17 protein-coding genes and 1 pseudogene are annotated in these 16,034 nt (G+C 51.9%); 9 read left to right on the top strand and 9 right to left on the bottom strand.

Annotated features, from left to right (window positions below):
* Positions 1 to 4 precede the first annotated feature (4 nt).
* The 9 genes and pseudogenes from EJL04_RS16645 to EJL04_RS12160 all read left to right on the top strand — a co-directional run.
* A pseudogene (locus EJL04_RS16645) lies at positions 5 to 394 on the top strand (A1S_2505 family phage non-structural protein); the annotation flags it as partial.
* Positions 395 to 1,543, top strand: coding sequence for an NADAR family protein (locus EJL04_RS16760; protein ID WP_338142729.1), 1,149 nt, complete (start codon positions 395 to 397; stop codon positions 1,541 to 1,543).
* Between the two features lie 12 nt (positions 1,544 to 1,555).
* The gene (locus EJL04_RS12190) at positions 1,556 to 2,278 is read left to right on the top strand and encodes a radical SAM protein (RefSeq protein WP_125105108.1); all 723 of its coding nucleotides are present in this window, start codon (positions 1,556 to 1,558) and stop codon (positions 2,276 to 2,278) included.
* The gene (locus tag EJL04_RS12185; protein WP_164511762.1) at positions 2,262 to 3,410 is read left to right on the top strand and encodes an HIRAN domain-containing protein; all 1,149 of its coding nucleotides are present in this window, start codon (positions 2,262 to 2,264) and stop codon (positions 3,408 to 3,410) included. Before EJL04_RS12190 ends, EJL04_RS12185 begins: the two co-directional genes overlap by 17 nt.
* 5 nt (positions 3,411 to 3,415) lie before the next feature.
* Entirely contained in the window at positions 3,416 to 5,653 is a 2,238-nt protein-coding gene (gene recD2 / locus EJL04_RS12180) for an SF1B family DNA helicase RecD2 (protein ID WP_125105362.1), read from the top strand.
* A 2-nt stretch (positions 5,654 to 5,655) separates the two neighbouring features.
* The gene (locus tag EJL04_RS12175; RefSeq protein WP_125105106.1) at positions 5,656 to 7,143 is read left to right on the top strand and encodes a Y-family DNA polymerase; all 1,488 of its coding nucleotides are present in this window, start codon (positions 5,656 to 5,658) and stop codon (positions 7,141 to 7,143) included.
* Positions 7,136 to 7,561 (top strand): YolD-like family protein, encoded by a 426-nt coding sequence (locus tag EJL04_RS12170; RefSeq protein ID WP_125105105.1) that lies wholly within the window; start codon positions 7,136 to 7,138, stop codon positions 7,559 to 7,561. Before EJL04_RS12175 ends, EJL04_RS12170 begins: the two co-directional genes overlap by 8 nt.
* Before the next feature lie 94 nt (positions 7,562 to 7,655).
* Positions 7,656 to 8,030 (top strand): hypothetical protein, encoded by a 375-nt coding sequence (locus tag EJL04_RS12165; RefSeq protein ID WP_125105104.1) that lies wholly within the window; start codon positions 7,656 to 7,658, stop codon positions 8,028 to 8,030.
* A gap of 96 nt (positions 8,031 to 8,126) precedes the next feature.
* The gene (locus EJL04_RS12160) at positions 8,127 to 8,930 is read left to right on the top strand and encodes a hypothetical protein (protein ID WP_125105103.1); all 804 of its coding nucleotides are present in this window, start codon (positions 8,127 to 8,129) and stop codon (positions 8,928 to 8,930) included.
* 84 nt (positions 8,931 to 9,014) lie between these two features.
* On the opposite strand, the gene EJL04_RS12155 is transcribed toward EJL04_RS12160, so the two are convergent.
* The 9 genes from EJL04_RS12155 to EJL04_RS12115 form a co-directional block, all read right to left on the bottom strand.
* The gene (locus EJL04_RS12155) at positions 9,015 to 10,292 is read right to left on the bottom strand and encodes a PcfJ domain-containing protein (RefSeq protein ID WP_125105102.1); all 1,278 of its coding nucleotides are present in this window, start codon (positions 10,290 to 10,292) and stop codon (positions 9,015 to 9,017) included.
* A 2-nt stretch (positions 10,293 to 10,294) separates the two neighbouring features.
* Positions 10,295 to 10,720, bottom strand: a complete 426-nt coding sequence (locus EJL04_RS12150) for a PcfK-like family protein (protein ID WP_087207535.1) — start codon at positions 10,718 to 10,720, stop codon at positions 10,295 to 10,297.
* A 35-nt stretch (positions 10,721 to 10,755) separates the two neighbouring features.
* Positions 10,756 to 11,061, bottom strand: a complete 306-nt coding sequence (locus EJL04_RS12145) for a hypothetical protein (protein ID WP_087207595.1) — start codon at positions 11,059 to 11,061, stop codon at positions 10,756 to 10,758.
* Between the two features lie 347 nt (positions 11,062 to 11,408).
* Positions 11,409 to 11,951 (bottom strand): hypothetical protein, encoded by a 543-nt coding sequence (locus EJL04_RS12140; RefSeq protein WP_125105101.1) that lies wholly within the window; start codon positions 11,949 to 11,951, stop codon positions 11,409 to 11,411.
* The gene (locus EJL04_RS12135) at positions 11,948 to 12,493 is read right to left on the bottom strand and encodes a topoisomerase C-terminal repeat-containing protein (protein ID WP_125105100.1); all 546 of its coding nucleotides are present in this window, start codon (positions 12,491 to 12,493) and stop codon (positions 11,948 to 11,950) included. The genes EJL04_RS12140 and EJL04_RS12135 overlap by 4 nt, the downstream gene beginning before the upstream one ends.
* 39 nt (positions 12,494 to 12,532) lie before the next feature.
* Positions 12,533 to 13,270 (bottom strand): hypothetical protein, encoded by a 738-nt coding sequence (locus EJL04_RS12130; protein ID WP_125105099.1) that lies wholly within the window; start codon positions 13,268 to 13,270, stop codon positions 12,533 to 12,535.
* A gap of 17 nt (positions 13,271 to 13,287) precedes the next feature.
* On the bottom strand, positions 13,288 to 14,469 hold the full coding sequence (locus EJL04_RS12125) for a DUF3991 and TOPRIM domain-containing protein (RefSeq protein ID WP_125105098.1): 1,182 nt from the start codon (positions 14,467 to 14,469) through the stop codon (positions 13,288 to 13,290).
* Between the two features lie 20 nt (positions 14,470 to 14,489).
* The gene (locus tag EJL04_RS12120) at positions 14,490 to 15,818 is read right to left on the bottom strand and encodes an ArdC family protein (protein ID WP_125105097.1); all 1,329 of its coding nucleotides are present in this window, start codon (positions 15,816 to 15,818) and stop codon (positions 14,490 to 14,492) included.
* A complete protein-coding gene (locus tag EJL04_RS12115) occupies positions 15,802 to 16,032 on the bottom strand; it encodes a hypothetical protein (RefSeq protein WP_125105096.1) in 231 nt (76 codons plus the stop codon). The genes EJL04_RS12120 and EJL04_RS12115 overlap by 17 nt, the downstream gene beginning before the upstream one ends.
* Positions 16,033 to 16,034: the final 2 nt, after the last annotated feature.

Below are 16,034 nucleotides of genomic sequence, written 5' to 3'. Positions count from 1 at the left end.
AAATATGGAATACTTCAGACCCACATATACACCAGAAAGAATCACGAACCTAAGGGCGAATGAGATTTTTGTATTCGGAAGTAATCTGCAAGGAATGCACGGTGGAGGAGCGGCACGTATGGCATACGAAAAGTTCGGTGCCATCTGGGGCAATGGTGTAGGGTTGCAAGGTCAATGCTATGCCATACCGACCATGCAAGGTGGCGTGGAAACCATTCGCCCCTATGTGGATGAGTTCATTGCTTTTGCCAAGGAACACAAGGAACTGACTTTTCTGGTGACTCCCATTGGTTGCGGAATAGCCGGATTCAAGGCGGAGGACATCGCTCCCTTGTTCAAAGAAGCGATAGTGGAAGAAAACATTGTGTTGCCGGAATCGTTTGAGGAGGTAATCATGCAAAGCCGTCCGTTAAGCAAGGCCGCTATTGACGTGTTGGCAAAGCGGATGCAAGCAAAGAACCCCTATTCCGTAGGTACGCTTTCTCACGGTATCTGGGAACATCAGCACTATTTTGAACTGTTGTGGGGCAGTTATGACCATTATGATTGGCACGAACACTTTGAAAAGTATGGTCTGTGCGAAGACTTTGAAAGAGGAGTGGTACTTACTGATGACCTCATGCACCAACCGGTCAATAAAGAATGGGTGTTCGGAATGTATATGTCGGCCGAGTTTCCACCACAGAAGCTGATGCTGCTGGAACAGTGCCATTATTATAAAGGAGAGCGATTATGTCCTTTTCGTTCACAGATGAAGGGCATGTTGTTTAATTATGAAAGATGCTGGGTGAAGTTCAATCTATTTCCACAAGACCATCCTCACATAGAAGAGGATTTGGATTATTACAAACATTGCGGACTTGCCGACTTATGCCCGGATGACGGTGTGCCCATGTCGATGAAAGCCCTGTTGCTTAACCGCTGGCTTCATTGGGGAGGTGATTTCGCGAATTTGGATAGTTTCAGGGAATGGTACCACACTTTAGACTATACGAATGTGAATGGAGGATTAAGGAAAGAAGACCTCTATGATATTTCCAATCCGGATTTCTTGTTCTTTTGGGGACATCACGGCAAGCCGGGTGAAACGACCAAAGCCTGTCTCAGCCAATGGTTCCCTTGCAGGTTTACCGTAAATGGTATCCATTACAACTGTGCGGAACAGTTCATGATGGCAGAAAAGGCACGAATCATGGGCGATGAAGATACAAGAAAAAGAATCTTGGCATCTACAGATCCGAAAGAGATTAAGGCATTAGGTAGAGAAGTGCGGAATTTTGACGAATACAAATGGCAAAAGCATCGTATGGAAATTGTCATTACCGGCAATCTGCACAAATTCATGGATAATGAAGAGCTGAAAGTCTTTCTGCTTGGCACAAGAGATAAGATATTGGTGGAAGCCAGCCCCTACGATACAGTTTGGGGGATTGGCATGAAAGAAGATGACCCAGACTGCAGGAACCCCCGTTTATGGAAAGGAGAAAACCTGCTTGGGTTCGCATTGATGGATGTGAGAGAAAAACTCAATAAGATAAAATAAGTAGCATTCACTATGAAATCATCGGACAAGCATCAAGCGTTTCGTCTGGCTCACATCTTTGCCATAGACCGTCTACGGATGGGAACGGACGGCCATGGAATCACTACGTTGGTTTGTTTCATGGGTTGTCCGCTTCGGTGTGCCTACTGTCTGAACAACCGCTGTCATGAGGAAATCTATTCGTATAGCAACAATGGCCTTTCGTTGAAAAAAGAAATCATACAATTGGATGTCAATGAACTCTATGACCGTGTGAAGGTAGACGACCTTTACTTTCAGGCAACGGGAGGTGGCATCTGTTTTGGGGGCGGCGAGCCGACCCGATACGCCAGTTTCATAGAGGAATTTCGTCGGATATGCGGTAATGTCTGGAAAATCACATTGGAAACCTCACTTTACTGTCCTGAAGACACCATCCGACAACTCGCACCGGTAGTAGACCATTGGATAGTGGATATAAAGGACATCAACCATGTCATCTACGAACGATATACCGGGCAACCGAGCTGTATCCGTGACCACTCACTGAGCGTACTGCTCCAGACCTGCCGGGTGAAGGATATCACCGTGAAAGTCCCCCTTATTCCTGGTTATAATACGGATAAGGATGTGGACTACAGCCTTGATGAACTGGAAAGAATGGGGTTTACGAATTTTGAATGTGTACGCTACCTTCAAAGAGAATCAAAATATCACCCTCAAACAAAAGGACTGCAACATGAACGGAAAGGATAAATGCAATTTGCTCAGAGAAATCCGAAAGCGGATAGCCACGCAGTATGGATTGACCTATCAGCCAGCAGAATGCCGCCACGAAGGGGATTGCGCTGGCACATGCCCCAAATGTGACACTGAACTGCAAGACCTGCAAAGGCAATTAAAGGAGAAAGGTATTGAAAATATTGAACTTGACCGACAGATGAAGGAGATGGTTGACACCTTCAATCCGGGCGGTGATACGGACAATGACCTCATTGCCCTACAAGGTGATGTTGCCCCACCCGAATACAATGACAAAATAGAAATTACAGAAGGTATGCCTGTACCGCTTCCTGAAGGAATGTCCAATTTTCCCGAACCCAAAAAGAAAAGGGCGTTTTTCAAGGAATGTGCTGTTGCCGGCTGGAACTTCCATCATCCGGAAGACTTTTGGGATGAGCTGTATGAAGGTGCGGAGCTAGTCTTGATTCGCGAGCGCGCCAATAAGCATGACCGCAATGCGGTGGCCGTGGCATTAGCCGATGATATGGAAGGTGATACGGAAAATTTTGACTTTGATTGCATCATCGGCTATGTACCACGAAAGGAAAACGAAATGGTGGCGAAAATGATGGATATGGGATGGGGTGACGCCTTTACTGCGGAACTTACCACTGTCAAGGATAATGGAACTTACGATGAACGCTTACGTATGACCATCTATATTAAAAGCAAGATAGAGAGTACGGAAAGTTGGTATGTACAAAAGATGGATAACAGTTCCTGCCAAAACCTTTTGGAATTTCTTTATCAAGATGGTATCACACATTTCCGTTGGGGTGGTTTCCCTCCTTGGGAAAGAGATTTACCCCGAAAAGGTGACAAGGTGGTATTCATTCACCAATGTGGAGCGGATGCTGAACTCTACCTGATGCACACAATTGCCATAGGCGAGGATGCCATGCTTTTCTTGGAGAATCCGGAAGAGGAGCTGAACATGGTTGATGATTGCGCCCCGTATGTACTGACGTTGGTCAAAGGGCCGATTATAGTTGACTTGCAGGAACTAAACTTCTTGAGCAACTGTAAAATCGGTTCTTGCCAACCGGAAGAAGAACTGTCTGAAGATTGTATTGCCAAATTAAAAGATTTATTCTTCAAAAAATAACGCCTATGCCCAAACTTCGCTGTGTAGTGGAACGCATCACCTATCAGAATCTGGAGAACGGATATTCTGTCATGAAAGTCAAGGTGAAAGGTTATGACGACCTTGTGACCTTGGTGGGCAACCTGTTGGAGGTGCCTGCCGGAAGCGTGCTGCTGTGCGAAGGTGACTGGAAGGTTGACAAGCGTTATGGCAGCCAGTTCGTCTGTCAGACTTGGGAGGAAGTGATGCCTGCCACTGTCTATGGCATTGAGAAATATCTGGGAAGCGGTCTGGTGAAAGGAATCGGGCCGAAGTTCGCCCAACTCATTGTGAAGCAGTTCGGGCTGGATACCATCGAGGTGATAGAGACCGACATCGAACGGCTGTATGAAGTGCCGGGCATCGGCAGGAAGCGTGTGGAAAAAATCCGCGAGAGCTGGGAGAAGCAGAAGGACATCAAGAACGTGATGCTTTTCCTGCAAGGCTATGGGGTAAGCACGGCCTATGCAGCCAAGATATACCGCCAATACGGCAAGGAGAGCATCGACAAAGTGAAAGAGAACCCTTACCGCCTGGCGGATGACATCTGGGGCATCGGCTTCAAGACAGCTGACGGAATCGCAGGGAAGATGGGATATGAGAAGAACGACCTGCGTCGCTGCAAGAGCGGCATCATCTACACCCTGAACCAACTGGCCAATGAGGGACACGTGTATGCCGAGGAGGAGCAGCTGGTGAAAGCCGCCATCTGTCTGCTGGAAGCGGATGAGGACTCCATCCGCAAAACCCTGACCGACATGGCACGGACGGAAGACCTGAAGATAGAGGATGAAGCCATCTACCTGCCTCCGTTCTACTTTGCCGAGGTGGGCACGGCCAACCGTCTGCTTGCCCTGCTCCGTGAGTCGGAAAGCAATCTCTTTGCGACCCGGTTCAATGCAGCGGAACTGTCCAAGGAAACGGGCATCACGTATGACGAGGTGCAGTTGCAGGCCATCGGGGAAGCCCTTCGCTCCAAGGTTATGGTGCTGACTGGCGGGCCCGGCACAGGCAAGACCACTACGACCCAAGGTATCATCGCCGCACTGAAACATCTGGGGCTACGCATCCTGCTGGCCGCTCCCACCGGACGGGCTGCCAAGCGGATGAGCGAGGCTACGGGCATGGAGGCCAAAACCATTCACCGCCTGCTGGAGTACAATCCGAAGGACGGCTACAAACGCAACGAAGAGAATCCGCTGGAAGGCGACGCGCTCATCGTGGACGAATGTTCCATGATAGACATCATCCTGATGAACAATCTGATGAAGGCGGTCTCCACTTCCATGCGCCTCGTCATGGTGGGCGACATCGACCAATTACCCAGCGTGGGAGCCGGCAACGTACTCCGCGATATTATCGACAGTGAAAAGATACCCGTCATCCGCCTGACGCGCATCTTCCGGCAGGCACAGTCCAGCCGCATTGTGATGAGTGCCCACGCCATCAACCAGGGCCGTTTCCCCGATACCAGCAACGGCAAGGACACCGACTTCTTCTTCATGCAACAGGAAGCCCCGGAGAAGGTAGCCGAGGAAATCGTGAACCTCGTGAAGAACCGCCTGCCCAAAGCCTATCACCGGAAAACAGCCGACATCCAGGTGCTGACACCCATGCAACGGGGAATAGTAGGCGCGGCCAATCTGAACATGGCCTTGCAGCAGGCGTTGAACCCTTCGGGCGTGTCGCTAAACCGCAGCGGCTATTCGTTCCGTCAGGGCGACAGGGTGATGCAGCTGCGGAACAACTATGACAAGGACGTCTTCAACGGGGACTTGGGCTTCGTAGAATCAGTCGATCTAGAAGAGCGCACCTTATACATCAACTTTGAAGGGCGCATCGTGGAATACGATGTTTCCGAACTGGACGAGCTGACACTGGCCTATGCCACCACCATCCACAAGTCGCAAGGTTCGGAATATCCCATCGTGGTGATGCCCGTCTTGATGACCCACTATGTGATGCTGCAACGCAACCTGATTTACACGGGTATCACCCGTGCCAAGAAGATATGCGTGCTCATCGGCACGAAGAAAGCACTCGCATTTGCCATCCGCAACATGACGGTGCTGAAACGCAACACGAGGCTGAAAGAACGGTTGAACCCGGCATTGGGGCAATCCGTATCACCCAAACAGATACGCCCCTACATCTTGGGAAATCCGGAGGATGAAACAGCCATTGCCGCCGAACCTACGGTGGGTTATGACAAAGGAGACAAATAAACATGAATACCGAACGCCAATACATAGCCATTGACCTGAAGTCATTCTACGCCTCGGTAGAATGTGTGGAACGGGGACTTGACCCGCTCAACACGTGCCTGGTCGTGGCCGACCCGTCGCGGACGGAAAAGACCATCTGTCTGGCCGTGTCGCCTGCGCTGAAAAGCTATGGAATCGGCGGCAGGCCACGGCTGTTCGAGGTGGTGCAGAGGGTGCGTGAGGTGAACCGGCAGCGGGGACGCTCCGGGAAATCGCACTCGAAAAAGGAACTGGACGCACACAAGGAGCTGGCCGTGGACTATCTGGTGGCACAGCCACGCATGGCGCATTACATCCAATACAGCACACGCATTTATGAAATATATCTCCGCCACATCGCCCCGGAGGACATCCATGTCTATTCCATCGACGAGGTTTTTATGGACGTGACATCCTACCTGAAGAATTACCGGATGACGGCTCACGAGCTGGCCATGAAAATCATCCGGGAGGTGCTGGCCGAGACAGGCATCACCGCCACCGCCGGAATCGGTACGAACCTTTATCTCTGCAAGGTGGCAATGGATATTGTGGCCAAGAAAATGCCCGCCGACAAGGACGGCGTGCGCATCGCGGAACTGGACGAGATGACCTACCGCCGTCTGTTGTGGGAGCATACACCGCTTACGGACTTCTGGCGCGTGGGGCGTGGAATTGCCGCACGGTTGGCCACCTACGGCATCCTGACAATGGGCGACATCGCCCGCTGTTCCATTGAGCGTGAGGACTTGCTGTATAAACTGTTCGGGGTCAATGCGGAACTGCTGATAGACCATGCCTGGGGATGGGAACCTGTGACTATGGACTTGATAAAGGCATACCGTCCGGAAACAAACTCAGTCAGCAGCGGACAGGTGCTCCAGTCGCCCTATACGGCAGTCAAGGCACGGAATGTGGTACTGGAAATGGCGGACAGTGTCTCACTCGACCTGGTTGACAAGAAACTGGTGACCGACCAGCTTGTGCTGACCATCGGCTATGACACCGAATCGCTGACGGACAGGGATATCCGGGAAAAGTATCAAGGCAAAATAGCGACCGACCGCTACGGCAGACAAGTCCCGGTTCATGCTCACGGAACAGTAAACATGGAGCGTCCGACCTCTTCCGAAACAATCCTCATGGAAAAGGCCGGCGGACTGTTCGACCGCATCGTAAACCCCGACCTGCTGGTACGCCGCATCACCCTGTCGGCAAACCATCTTATGCACGAGGCGGATATACAGCCAGACAATAAAGCGGTGCAGCTCGACCTTTTCACCGACTACGAAAAGCAGGAAAAGGAACAGAAAGCTGAAGAAGAGATGCTGGCTAGGGAACGCCGCCGCCAGGAAGCCGTGCTGCAGATAAAGAAGAAGTTCGGCAAGAACGCCATCCTCAAAGGGTTGAACTATGCGGACGGAGCCACCCAGCGGGAACGCAACCAGCAGATAGGAGGACACCATGAGTAGATATGACGACATCATCCACCTGCCGCACCATGTCTCCAAGACCCGGAAGCCGATGCCGATGATAAACCGTGCCGCCCAGTTTGCGCCCTTCGCCGCTCTGACCGGCCATGACGAGGCGATAGCTGAGACCGCACGGCAGACCACACCGAGGCAGATACTGTCATCGGACGAACAGGAGATACTGTCCAGGCGTCTGACCTATGCCATTGGCCATATCGGTGAGCGTTCCAATCTTACATTCATCTATTTTATTCCTGACACGTTAAAAGACGGCGGCAGAAATATCACAATTACCGGAGTAATACGGAGGTACGATGAGTTGGGAAGAACTGTCATTTTAGAGACAAATGAAATCCTATTGATTGACAATATCTTATCAATCTCAGGAGGGATGATAGAAAAGCTACAACAAGAATAACGTGTTCTCTACAAATTATACTTACCATTGAAAATCAAAGATATATGAGTAAAACAACATTCAATTATAAATGTACCATTAAATTAAATTCATTATGAGAAAGGTTTTCGTGTTATTGGCAGTGTTACTTTTGACAGCACAGCTTGCATGTGCTAAAAAACTGTATGTAGAGATGGAATACAAGAAAAATTCCATAAAACTTGATGATGGCACAGACAGAAAGCCGCAAACTGTCAAGGGAACTGATGGCAAAGATTTGAAATTCAACTCCCTGATAGGGGCATTGAATTATATGTCTCTTCAAGGATGGGAATTAGTCGATACGAAATCTGTTACCACTGGGGGCGGATTTGTAGGCGCATATGGAGGAGCAAGCTCAACCAGCACAACAGTATATTACATTTTTTGCAAGGAAGTTCCTGACGAAGAATTAAAAGAAACCGTGGCGAACTCTTACAGGAAAGATTAAACCTATTCCTGCCATTGCAAGTTGAACCTATAATATAAATAGCTTATGATAATCCGCAAACGACCTATCATATCTTGGCTGCTCAATATTGACAACGTGGAAGATGAAGGAAAATTCGGCGTGCCCATGCTGAGCAACAAGCAACATTTTGGATATTTGGCCAATGGCCTGAAATTCCTGTCTGATGTCCGCCAGACACAACCGGATTGGGGCTTACCCGAACTTCTCATGCCCTCTTTTGAGGTAGTCATGAAGAAAAGCGCAAAATCATTTTACGGCATTGACCATCAGCTTTTCCAAGAGTTCTACAAGGATAATGTCTGTGGCATACTCCTTTCCAGAGACTGCGGGACGATTGTTTATGGATTTGGAGAAGACACATTGCATGTGTGGCTGTTCAGGGAGGATGGCGGCATTAGCAACCTGTATATGTATTTTTACATAGAATCAACCAAGGACAATGTACGGCATATATACACGTGGCCGACATTGACGGCAGATGACCAGCTTTTTGCCGGGAATAAGGAGGAACGGGAACAAATTTATGAGAGGTTGGCTAACAAATTGATGGTATATCTTGCCGTTAAAAAATATGTAAAGGTAGAAACAATCATCGTACCCGTTGGAACAACCGCTAAATTGGATGATAAGATTTTGGGGTACAAAAGCAAAGAAAAGGTCAGGAATGAGAGCGGTCAGGAAGTAATTGTAATGGATTCGAGGTGGTTCCGCAAGATTGTGAATGACAATGAAATATTCGTCAGAGGATTTTTCCGCTTCCAAAATAAAAAGGATGAAAAAGGGGAATGGTACAAGGAATTGATTTTTGTGGACTCTTTTGTGCGGCACGGTTATCATCGCAATGCCCTGATAGAGGAGGAAAACAATAGTAAGGAGTAGAACGGCACAATTCTTACCTCAAAGGAATACATTACCCCGACCCACACCTCACGGCGCAGGTCGGGGTCTGAACATTTCAAGGAATTATGCCGGTGTCCTCGCCTCCAGGAAGCGGTAGGCGTTGGCGTTTACAAGTCCTACAATTCGGTCGTGGTATTCCGTGTTGGAGTTGCACAGCCCCCGGCTCTGTATGACCTTGCCCTGGCTCAACGAGAATTCCACGGTCTCGATGCGGTTGCCCTGGCGGTCGTGTGCCGACAGGATAACGCTGTCCACCTTGGCGTAATACTCGCATTGGAACACGCAATGGTGAAGGCTGCTTCCCTCTGCTTGGAAAGCCTCTATGGAATCAAGCACAGATATTTCAATGTCGTCGTCGCTGATGACAATCCCGAAGTAGCGGGACTTTTCCCTATAGAAGTCCGTCTCTTTCGCCTTGGCTCTCAACATCTGCTCCTGACTCCTGCGCTTCTCCGCCGCCTTGTTCCTTTTGTCCAGCCAATGGTCATGGGCGGCTTTGAGGTCTATAGGGCAGACATACTTAGCATTATGGATGTCCTTTTCGCATTGCTCCAACAAGCGGACGGTATCGCACCACAGGCCGTAGTCGGACGGGCGGTAATGATGTCGTGCGGCCACCTTGTACGACTGCCAGCACGTGTCCAAATCCAGCGGACGGCTCACAAAGTAAGCCACGGCCTGCAAGTCCTTGGACTTCATCATCGTCTCTATCCGGCTGTCCGTCAGCAACGCCTTCATCAGCCTTGCCGGATGGCAATCATCGGGAAGCCTGCCTCTCATGCCGTTGCGCCTCAGTTCGGGAAGCACCTTGTAACGGGGGTAAACGTATGTGTCGGAAATCACCCAATGCACCTCGGACAAAAGTTTCAAGTCAATATCTGTACACCAATTAAAGCTGTCCACATACCAGCCCAAAGTCCTCGCCCTTGATGTCACCGCAATTCTGCCCTCGGTATTGAGCCACAGGCGGCACACCTCCATGCAGGACGTTTTCAACATCATTCCTTTCCGGCATACGGCTCTCAGCAGGAACACACGCTGAACTTGCAAGCCGTCCACCACTTCAAGGGAAGAGAAATAGGCGGACTGCACTTCCTTGCGCTTCAACGTGTCCCTTACCTGCAAGCGGTGTCCGCAATGAGGGCAACATACCGTCTTGCCTTTCCCTTTATGGTCAAACTTCGCTCCGCAGTCACCGCACGTGCAGTTATGGCCGGACGTGCGGAATGCGATATGTACAATAACATTACTTACAGCCCATTCAACAGCTTTGGGGCTGAGGGCGGTCAGCTTCCCATTGGAAGCCGCCACCGCCTTTTCAAATCTGTTCCTCGGTTTCATGCTCAAAAGTTGTCAAAGAGTGATAATGTCGGTTGGCTCTCCGGTTGCGGCTTGTGGGCTTTCGGCCTCGCATTGCGTGCCTGTATCTTGCGCAGCTCCTCGTCCTGATAGCGTTTGAGCGCGAGTGCCCTCTGTTCCGACTTTTCCTCCTCCGTCAGTTCAATATGATGGTTAACCACCACACTGCACTGCAACGGCTTGCCTATTTCAAGGTCAGGCTCGTCTATGGCGTGTACCGCCATTGAATATATCTCGCTGTCCGAGAAACCACAACAGCCGGAGTTTTTCACTTCGTGTAGGATAAAAGTCACCACATCGTCAATGGTGCGTGCCGTGGTTTCATACTTGGCACGGAAAAGCTCATCTTCCTTTGCCCTCTGGTCAAGATAACTCTTGATAATCTCCTTGAAATGTTCTGTTCCTTTCATATGTCCTTGTTTTTACGTTGATAAAATCCATACGGTTAAATCGGCAGTCCTGCCAGCAGTTCCAAAAATGGTATGGTGTTGATGTCCCTGTCGAAGCGCACCTGCCAGTCCGGCCTTGCCAGTAAGGACGGCATGAACTTCTTTACGACAAACCGCTCATTGTCGTTTGAATAACAATCTATTATAGCGAAGTTTGCTCCGTCCTTGCGGATGTGGGCGAAAAACGGCGGCATACCGCAGAAGCACTTGCGGACGCTTTCCCTGTCCCACAACAAGGTAAGCTCATAAATACAGCCCTTGTAGCTGACACTTTCCTCTCTGTCAATGAGTTTTATTGCCATAACGTCTGAATTTTGAAGTTCTAATCTTTTTCCCTTTTGTTTGAAGCCTTGCGGCTTCCGCTCCGGGATTTTACGGTACGGCATGACGGAAGGCGCAAGGGGCAAAAGGCGGACGTGACCAGTGGAAAGAGGCCGGAATACCCGATTTGGCACAAATCGCGGAAGGCTGCCGGACGCTTTCCACGCAGGCAAGAGGAGCGTCGTTCGCCGCCGCCACGGCCTTCCGTTGCTTTGTAGCGGAAAATCTGCCGGAGCGGAACGCCCATAGGTTCAAGAACAGGAAATCCCGATGCCATAACCGATGACACCGAGATTTCAATATATCTAGGAATAAAATTCTTAGCCTTCTACGGCAAGGGTATCTCAAAAGACTTCACCACGCATTGCGCCTCCTTGTCCAGGATGAACCAGTATTCGGAATGATAACTTCGGCCGTCCGTGTCCACGCCCTCGAAGTCAACCTTGATCTTCCAGCCGCTGAACGGTTGCGGACTCCCGTCAAGCGGGCCGCCGAAGTCCATCAGCCGCCTCAGGCTCGACATGGCCGACATCTGCCGCTCCATCAGGGCGGCCGTCTCCTTGTCGTCCGGGTCGAAGTCCTCAAGCCCGTCCGTCGCTTCCATCACCTTCCTGTTGATTTCCACCATGGCCATGGAAAGGGCCATCTTCTCCTCCTGCGTGATGTAGGTATGCCCGAACACGGAATCCGGCTTGCTGACAGCCAATATCCGTATGGATTCGGGATTGTCCACCGATGCCCTCAATGCCTTTTCGGCCATGTCCGCCGCACGGTCATTCAGATTGTCCGAACAGCAGACAAGACAAAACACGCCGCTCCAGAACAGCACGATGGAGGCGAGTATTATCCCAATCTTCATCCCCGGTCTCATATCTTCACAATTTGAAGTTTGTCCGGCGACACGCCGAGCCGTTTGCGGTAGATGCTGCCGTCCTCACGGTACATCTCCAGTTCCGAAGAAGTGATGCCCTTCTCGCAGATTTCCCCGGCTTCCTCCAGAGTGAGCTGGTGTCCGCCGATGTTGCGCCAGATGGCGAAGGAGCAGGGAGCGTTTTGGTTGGCATAGTTGGAGCAGTTGAATGCCCGGCTTCCCACACGGATTTCCCCTCCGCAGTGCGGACACCTGCCGATGGCCGGCTGCATCAGGATGTTGCCGTCGTCGGTCAGTTCCAGCACGGTCGGGAATGTCTTGCCCTCCTTGCTGGCGAAGCCGTCCAGCAGGATGCGGCGTTTCTCCAACAGTACCGCCACCTCCGCGTCCGCCATCTTGCGGTTGCCGATGATGGCGTTGATGTTCAGTACGCAAGAGGGGCTGTCGCCGATGTTATGCTCACAGCGGTACCCTTTGCAGGTCTTGACCACGTTGCCGCCGCACAAGGGGCAGCGGCCGATGATTTTCTTTTCTGTTTCCATTGCTGTATGATTATGGTACACTATTTTGATGATAAAATCCTAATTGAATCCACGCTTCCAGTCGGCCACGATGCCTCCGATAATGTTCTTGCCGGACATCACATTGGCCCATCCTTCCGGGTCGAGCGAGAACCAGAGGTCGTTCCACGAGAGCGTGCGCACCTGCCAGGCCAGGATGAACAGGTCGGTGTTGATGGTTTCAAGCTTGGTCACCACCTCGTTGGCGATGTAATAGCGTTCTGAAGAGTCCAGCAGGTTGACCTTGTGCTTCTCGTTCTTCCCGTCAGCCCCTGTCACATCGTAACTGCCCGAAGTCACGAGCTGTTTCATGAACGGATAGAGCGCAGCCATCTGCGTGGCCGCGTCCGTCAGCTCGTCCGACACGATGGCCGCTATCGCCGTGCCCTTGAGGTTGCTTCCCACCGATTTGAGCAGCAGGCTGCAGTTCTGCGGTATCTCGGTCGTCACCAGTTCCCCTGCACGTTTAATCTGGTAAAGATTCTGCACCGCACCCTGCGCATTGGAGAGGTATTCCAGCATCTTATTCTCCACGCTGTGCACCCGGTCGAGGGCGACCGTCACGGCGGCTTCGGCGGCGATTATCTTCTCCTGCGTCTTCCTGCGCTTGTCGTGCAGGCTTTTCAGTTCCAGCGTCTGTGCCGTCACCGCACCGGCCAGTGCCGGATCTATCTGTTGGGCGAACGCCGGAACGGTATGGCCTCCGGCCAACCACAGGGCCAACGCCCCGGCGGCCATTTTCAGTCTGATTGCTTTCATATATGTTCCATGTTACGTTACATTTTGAGATTACCTTTTCTCCGCTCCGCCAGATTCCGGTCGCGTTCCTCCTTGCGTGGGACGAGAACCGGAGCCACCGGCTTGTTCAAGAGGCAGTCGTTCCAGTCCTTGAACGCCTTGGGCGGTAGCCATTGTCCGGTGCGATAATGGACGGGCAGATGTGCGGCAAGCTGTGAGGGCAACGCCTTTCCCGGATTGACGGTAAAATTCTTGCCTCCGGCTTCTACTTGCAGGTAGCCCTCCGTTTTGCTGATTTTCATCGGGATGCCCTCCAGCAAGCCAATCATGCGAAGACCGTAGATGCGCCCGGCAATGTCGTTGTCAAAACAGTCGAAAGCCTTGGCGTTAGGAAAACGATTCATCACACCGGTTATCTGGTTGTCGGAGAATGTCCCTCCGAGGGAGACCAATGCCACATCCGGGTGCAACTGGTTTCTGTTCATCTGGTGGAAAGCCATCGCATCGAAGGCGGACTCACAAAAGAATACGCACCTGACCGCTTCCGGATTACCGCCGGAAAAGTCGGCCACCCATGCCGCCGAAGAGGAATCCGTGCCTGCAGCCTTTGACTTGTAGCCGCCGTAACCGCGTACTTCATATCCTTTCACCTGATTATCCGTGTCGGTATAGGGAAAGCCGATGTTGTAGCCGTCAAAATTCCCGTTCCGTCTGTCCCGTATGAGAAAAACGAATGGGGCAAATTGTCTGACCGTTTCATCGGATAGTCCGCGTTGGTGGAAGATCTGAGGAATGCGCTCCATGTCTATTTGCTTCACTTCATATCGTGAAATATCAAAAGCTGATGCAGCCTTGGCTGATTTCAGGTATTCCCAATCTTCATGGTATTCCGGTTCGGGCATATTGGCGAAGCGTGCCATGACCTTGGCAGTCTTCTGCCAATCGTCCTTACCGGTGACGAAAAAGGCACCCAGATTCTCACGGATAAGTGTCAGGACATCCCCTTTGGAGCCGTCCCGGCGGAAGAACGTCTGGGTGCCCCTGTCGTTGGGATGGCTGACAATGATGGTGTCACGCTTCTCCCGTCCGTCACCCAATACCAGCTCGATGTAACGTCCCACGCCGGCCTTGCGGTCAAGGCGGTAGCCGAGGGCGTAGGCCACATCGGTCACGCCGACACGTGACTTGAGTTCCTTGAAGTTTACCTTGTAGTCCGGCATACGGTATTACTTTGTTTGGATTAGATACTCATCTTGGCGCTTACGGCCTGCGTCCTGCCCATCATGGCAATCTCCGGTCCGAAGGTCTTGCGTGCTGTCATGTTCAGGAAGGCCGCCTTGTCCTTGTAGTCCGTAAGCTGGAAGTAAGTCCGGGCCGTGCCTTTCGACACCTTCTTCAGACCCAGCTCCACGCCGTCATACGAGGCACGGATGGCGTAGTCGCCGCCGCGTGTCTTGACGATGGCCGCGTTCCTGAAGGGCACTTCCTCGCCGGGGGCAAGCGGGGCGAGCGGGTCGTTCTTGGCCAAATAGGGCTGTTCGTTCAAGGCCAGCCGCTGCCTGTCCACATGGTCGAGTATCATGTCCGAAGCCCTGTTCACGTCCGCCATGACCGAGACGATGAATTTCGGCTCCTGTTTCAACACGCCGATCCACGAATCCAGGTAGGCGGCCGAGTTGTCCGTGACCTTCGAGTCAAAGCCCATCGAATGGCTTATCATCGCCGCCGTCAGTTCGGCGACAAGCTCCTCCTTGGCATACTTGGGGTCTCCGAACCTACCCATGCCGTCGCGGTTGAGCCGCTGCGGTGTCATGGTGGAGTGGGCCATCTCATGTAGCATGGTGGAATAGAACTCCATGCCGCCACGGTAGATTTCATCGGGCGTACTCCCAATGTTGAACTGCGCCTTCATGGGCAGCACCACGATGTCCTGTCCCGGCGAGTAATACGCCCCGTCCACACGCTTGTCCGCCTGTATCGGGCAGACCCAGCCCTGCGTTTCGACCATCCTGTCAAGCGCGGCGTGGGCGTACATGCCTTCCGTGTCGCGGAGTTCGGGCAGCCTGAACCTGTCCATGAGCTTCTGCATCCGTTCGGGCTGCACTTCGGCCAGGTTGGTCTGCGCCACGTTGTACACGGGAAACGCCTTGACGAACGGGATGACCTCCATGCCTTCCTTCTCCTCTTTGCTCATGGCCCGGTATTCCTCCGAACTGACCTTCCTGCCGTCCTTGTCTTTCACGAGCATGTCCCAATAGATGACGGGGAAGGCCTTCTCGCCTTTGAGCACGTGGGCTTTCAGGTTGTGCGCCTGCTTGAAGGTGAGGAACACGGGCAGGTCGTAGCCGTTGGCCGCCGTGTGGAGCTGCAGGAAGAAGGAGTTGGAGCCGGAATAGTTGCGTCCTCCCACGTTCTGTGGCAGTCCGGTGTACCCCGACGCACCGCCAATCCAGCCTTTTTTCCAGTCGGACGCCTTCATCTGCTCCATGCGCCTAATCATCATTTCGGCGAAGCGGTCTATGGCCGCCTGTCCGGAACTGGCGGATGACGGATTAGTTCCAGATGCCATAGTCCTCGTCGTCGATTAGCTGGCGTTCCATCTGCATGATGTCCGTCTGTTCCACATAAAACTCGGCGGACTCGTCCGAAGGGTCTGTGCTGTGCGCACGGCACCACTCCAGATAGTCCTGTCCGTTCTCGCCCTCCAGCACGAAGCGGAGATAGCCTATCTTGCCTTCCTGGAGGAGTTCAACCAGCTCCTCGTGTTTTATTGCTTCTGACATAA

This window comes from Prevotella marseillensis (genome assembly GCF_900625065.1).
Taxonomy (GTDB): Bacteria; Bacteroidota; Bacteroidia; order Bacteroidales; family Bacteroidaceae; genus Prevotella; species Prevotella rara.
The sequence above is the reverse complement of the archived record's forward strand: the minus strand, read 5'-3'. Positions and strand labels throughout refer to the sequence as shown.

What these genes read in the sequence shown, in the direction of transcription:
- EJL04_RS16760 (WP_338142729.1), top strand. Translation starts at nt 395, where the DNA reads ATGCAAAGCCGTCCGTTAAGCAAGGCCGCTATTGACGTGTTGGCAAAG.
- EJL04_RS12190 (WP_125105108.1), top strand. Translation starts at nt 1,556, where the DNA reads ATGAAATCATCGGACAAGCATCAAGCGTTTCGTCTGGCTCACATCTTT.
- EJL04_RS12185 (WP_164511762.1), top strand. Translation starts at nt 2,262, where the DNA reads ATGAACGGAAAGGATAAATGCAATTTGCTCAGAGAAATCCGAAAGCGG.
- recD2 (WP_125105362.1), top strand. Translation starts at nt 3,416, where the DNA reads ATGCCCAAACTTCGCTGTGTAGTGGAACGCATCACCTATCAGAATCTG.
- EJL04_RS12175 (WP_125105106.1), top strand. Translation starts at nt 5,656, where the DNA reads ATGAATACCGAACGCCAATACATAGCCATTGACCTGAAGTCATTCTAC.
- EJL04_RS12170 (WP_125105105.1), top strand. Translation starts at nt 7,136, where the DNA reads ATGAGTAGATATGACGACATCATCCACCTGCCGCACCATGTCTCCAAG.
- EJL04_RS12165 (WP_125105104.1), top strand. Translation starts at nt 7,656, where the DNA reads ATGAGAAAGGTTTTCGTGTTATTGGCAGTGTTACTTTTGACAGCACAG.
- EJL04_RS12155 (WP_125105102.1), bottom strand. Translation starts at nt 10,292, where the DNA reads ATGAAACCGAGGAACAGATTTGAAAAGGCGGTGGCGGCTTCCAATGGG.
- EJL04_RS12150 (WP_087207535.1), bottom strand. Translation starts at nt 10,720, where the DNA reads ATGAAAGGAACAGAACATTTCAAGGAGATTATCAAGAGTTATCTTGAC.
- EJL04_RS12145 (WP_087207595.1), bottom strand. Translation starts at nt 11,061, where the DNA reads ATGGCAATAAAACTCATTGACAGAGAGGAAAGTGTCAGCTACAAGGGC.
- EJL04_RS12140 (WP_125105101.1), bottom strand. Translation starts at nt 11,951, where the DNA reads ATGAGACCGGGGATGAAGATTGGGATAATACTCGCCTCCATCGTGCTG.
- EJL04_RS12135 (WP_125105100.1), bottom strand. Translation starts at nt 12,493, where the DNA reads ATGGAAACAGAAAAGAAAATCATCGGCCGCTGCCCCTTGTGCGGCGGC.
- EJL04_RS12130 (WP_125105099.1), bottom strand. Translation starts at nt 13,270, where the DNA reads ATGAAAGCAATCAGACTGAAAATGGCCGCCGGGGCGTTGGCCCTGTGG.
- EJL04_RS12125 (WP_125105098.1), bottom strand. Translation starts at nt 14,469, where the DNA reads ATGCCGGACTACAAGGTAAACTTCAAGGAACTCAAGTCACGTGTCGGC.
- EJL04_RS12120 (WP_125105097.1), bottom strand. Translation starts at nt 15,818, where the DNA reads ATGGCATCTGGAACTAATCCGTCATCCGCCAGTTCCGGACAGGCGGCC.
- EJL04_RS12115 (WP_125105096.1), bottom strand. Translation starts at nt 16,032, where the DNA reads ATGTCAGAAGCAATAAAACACGAGGAGCTGGTTGAACTCCTCCAGGAA.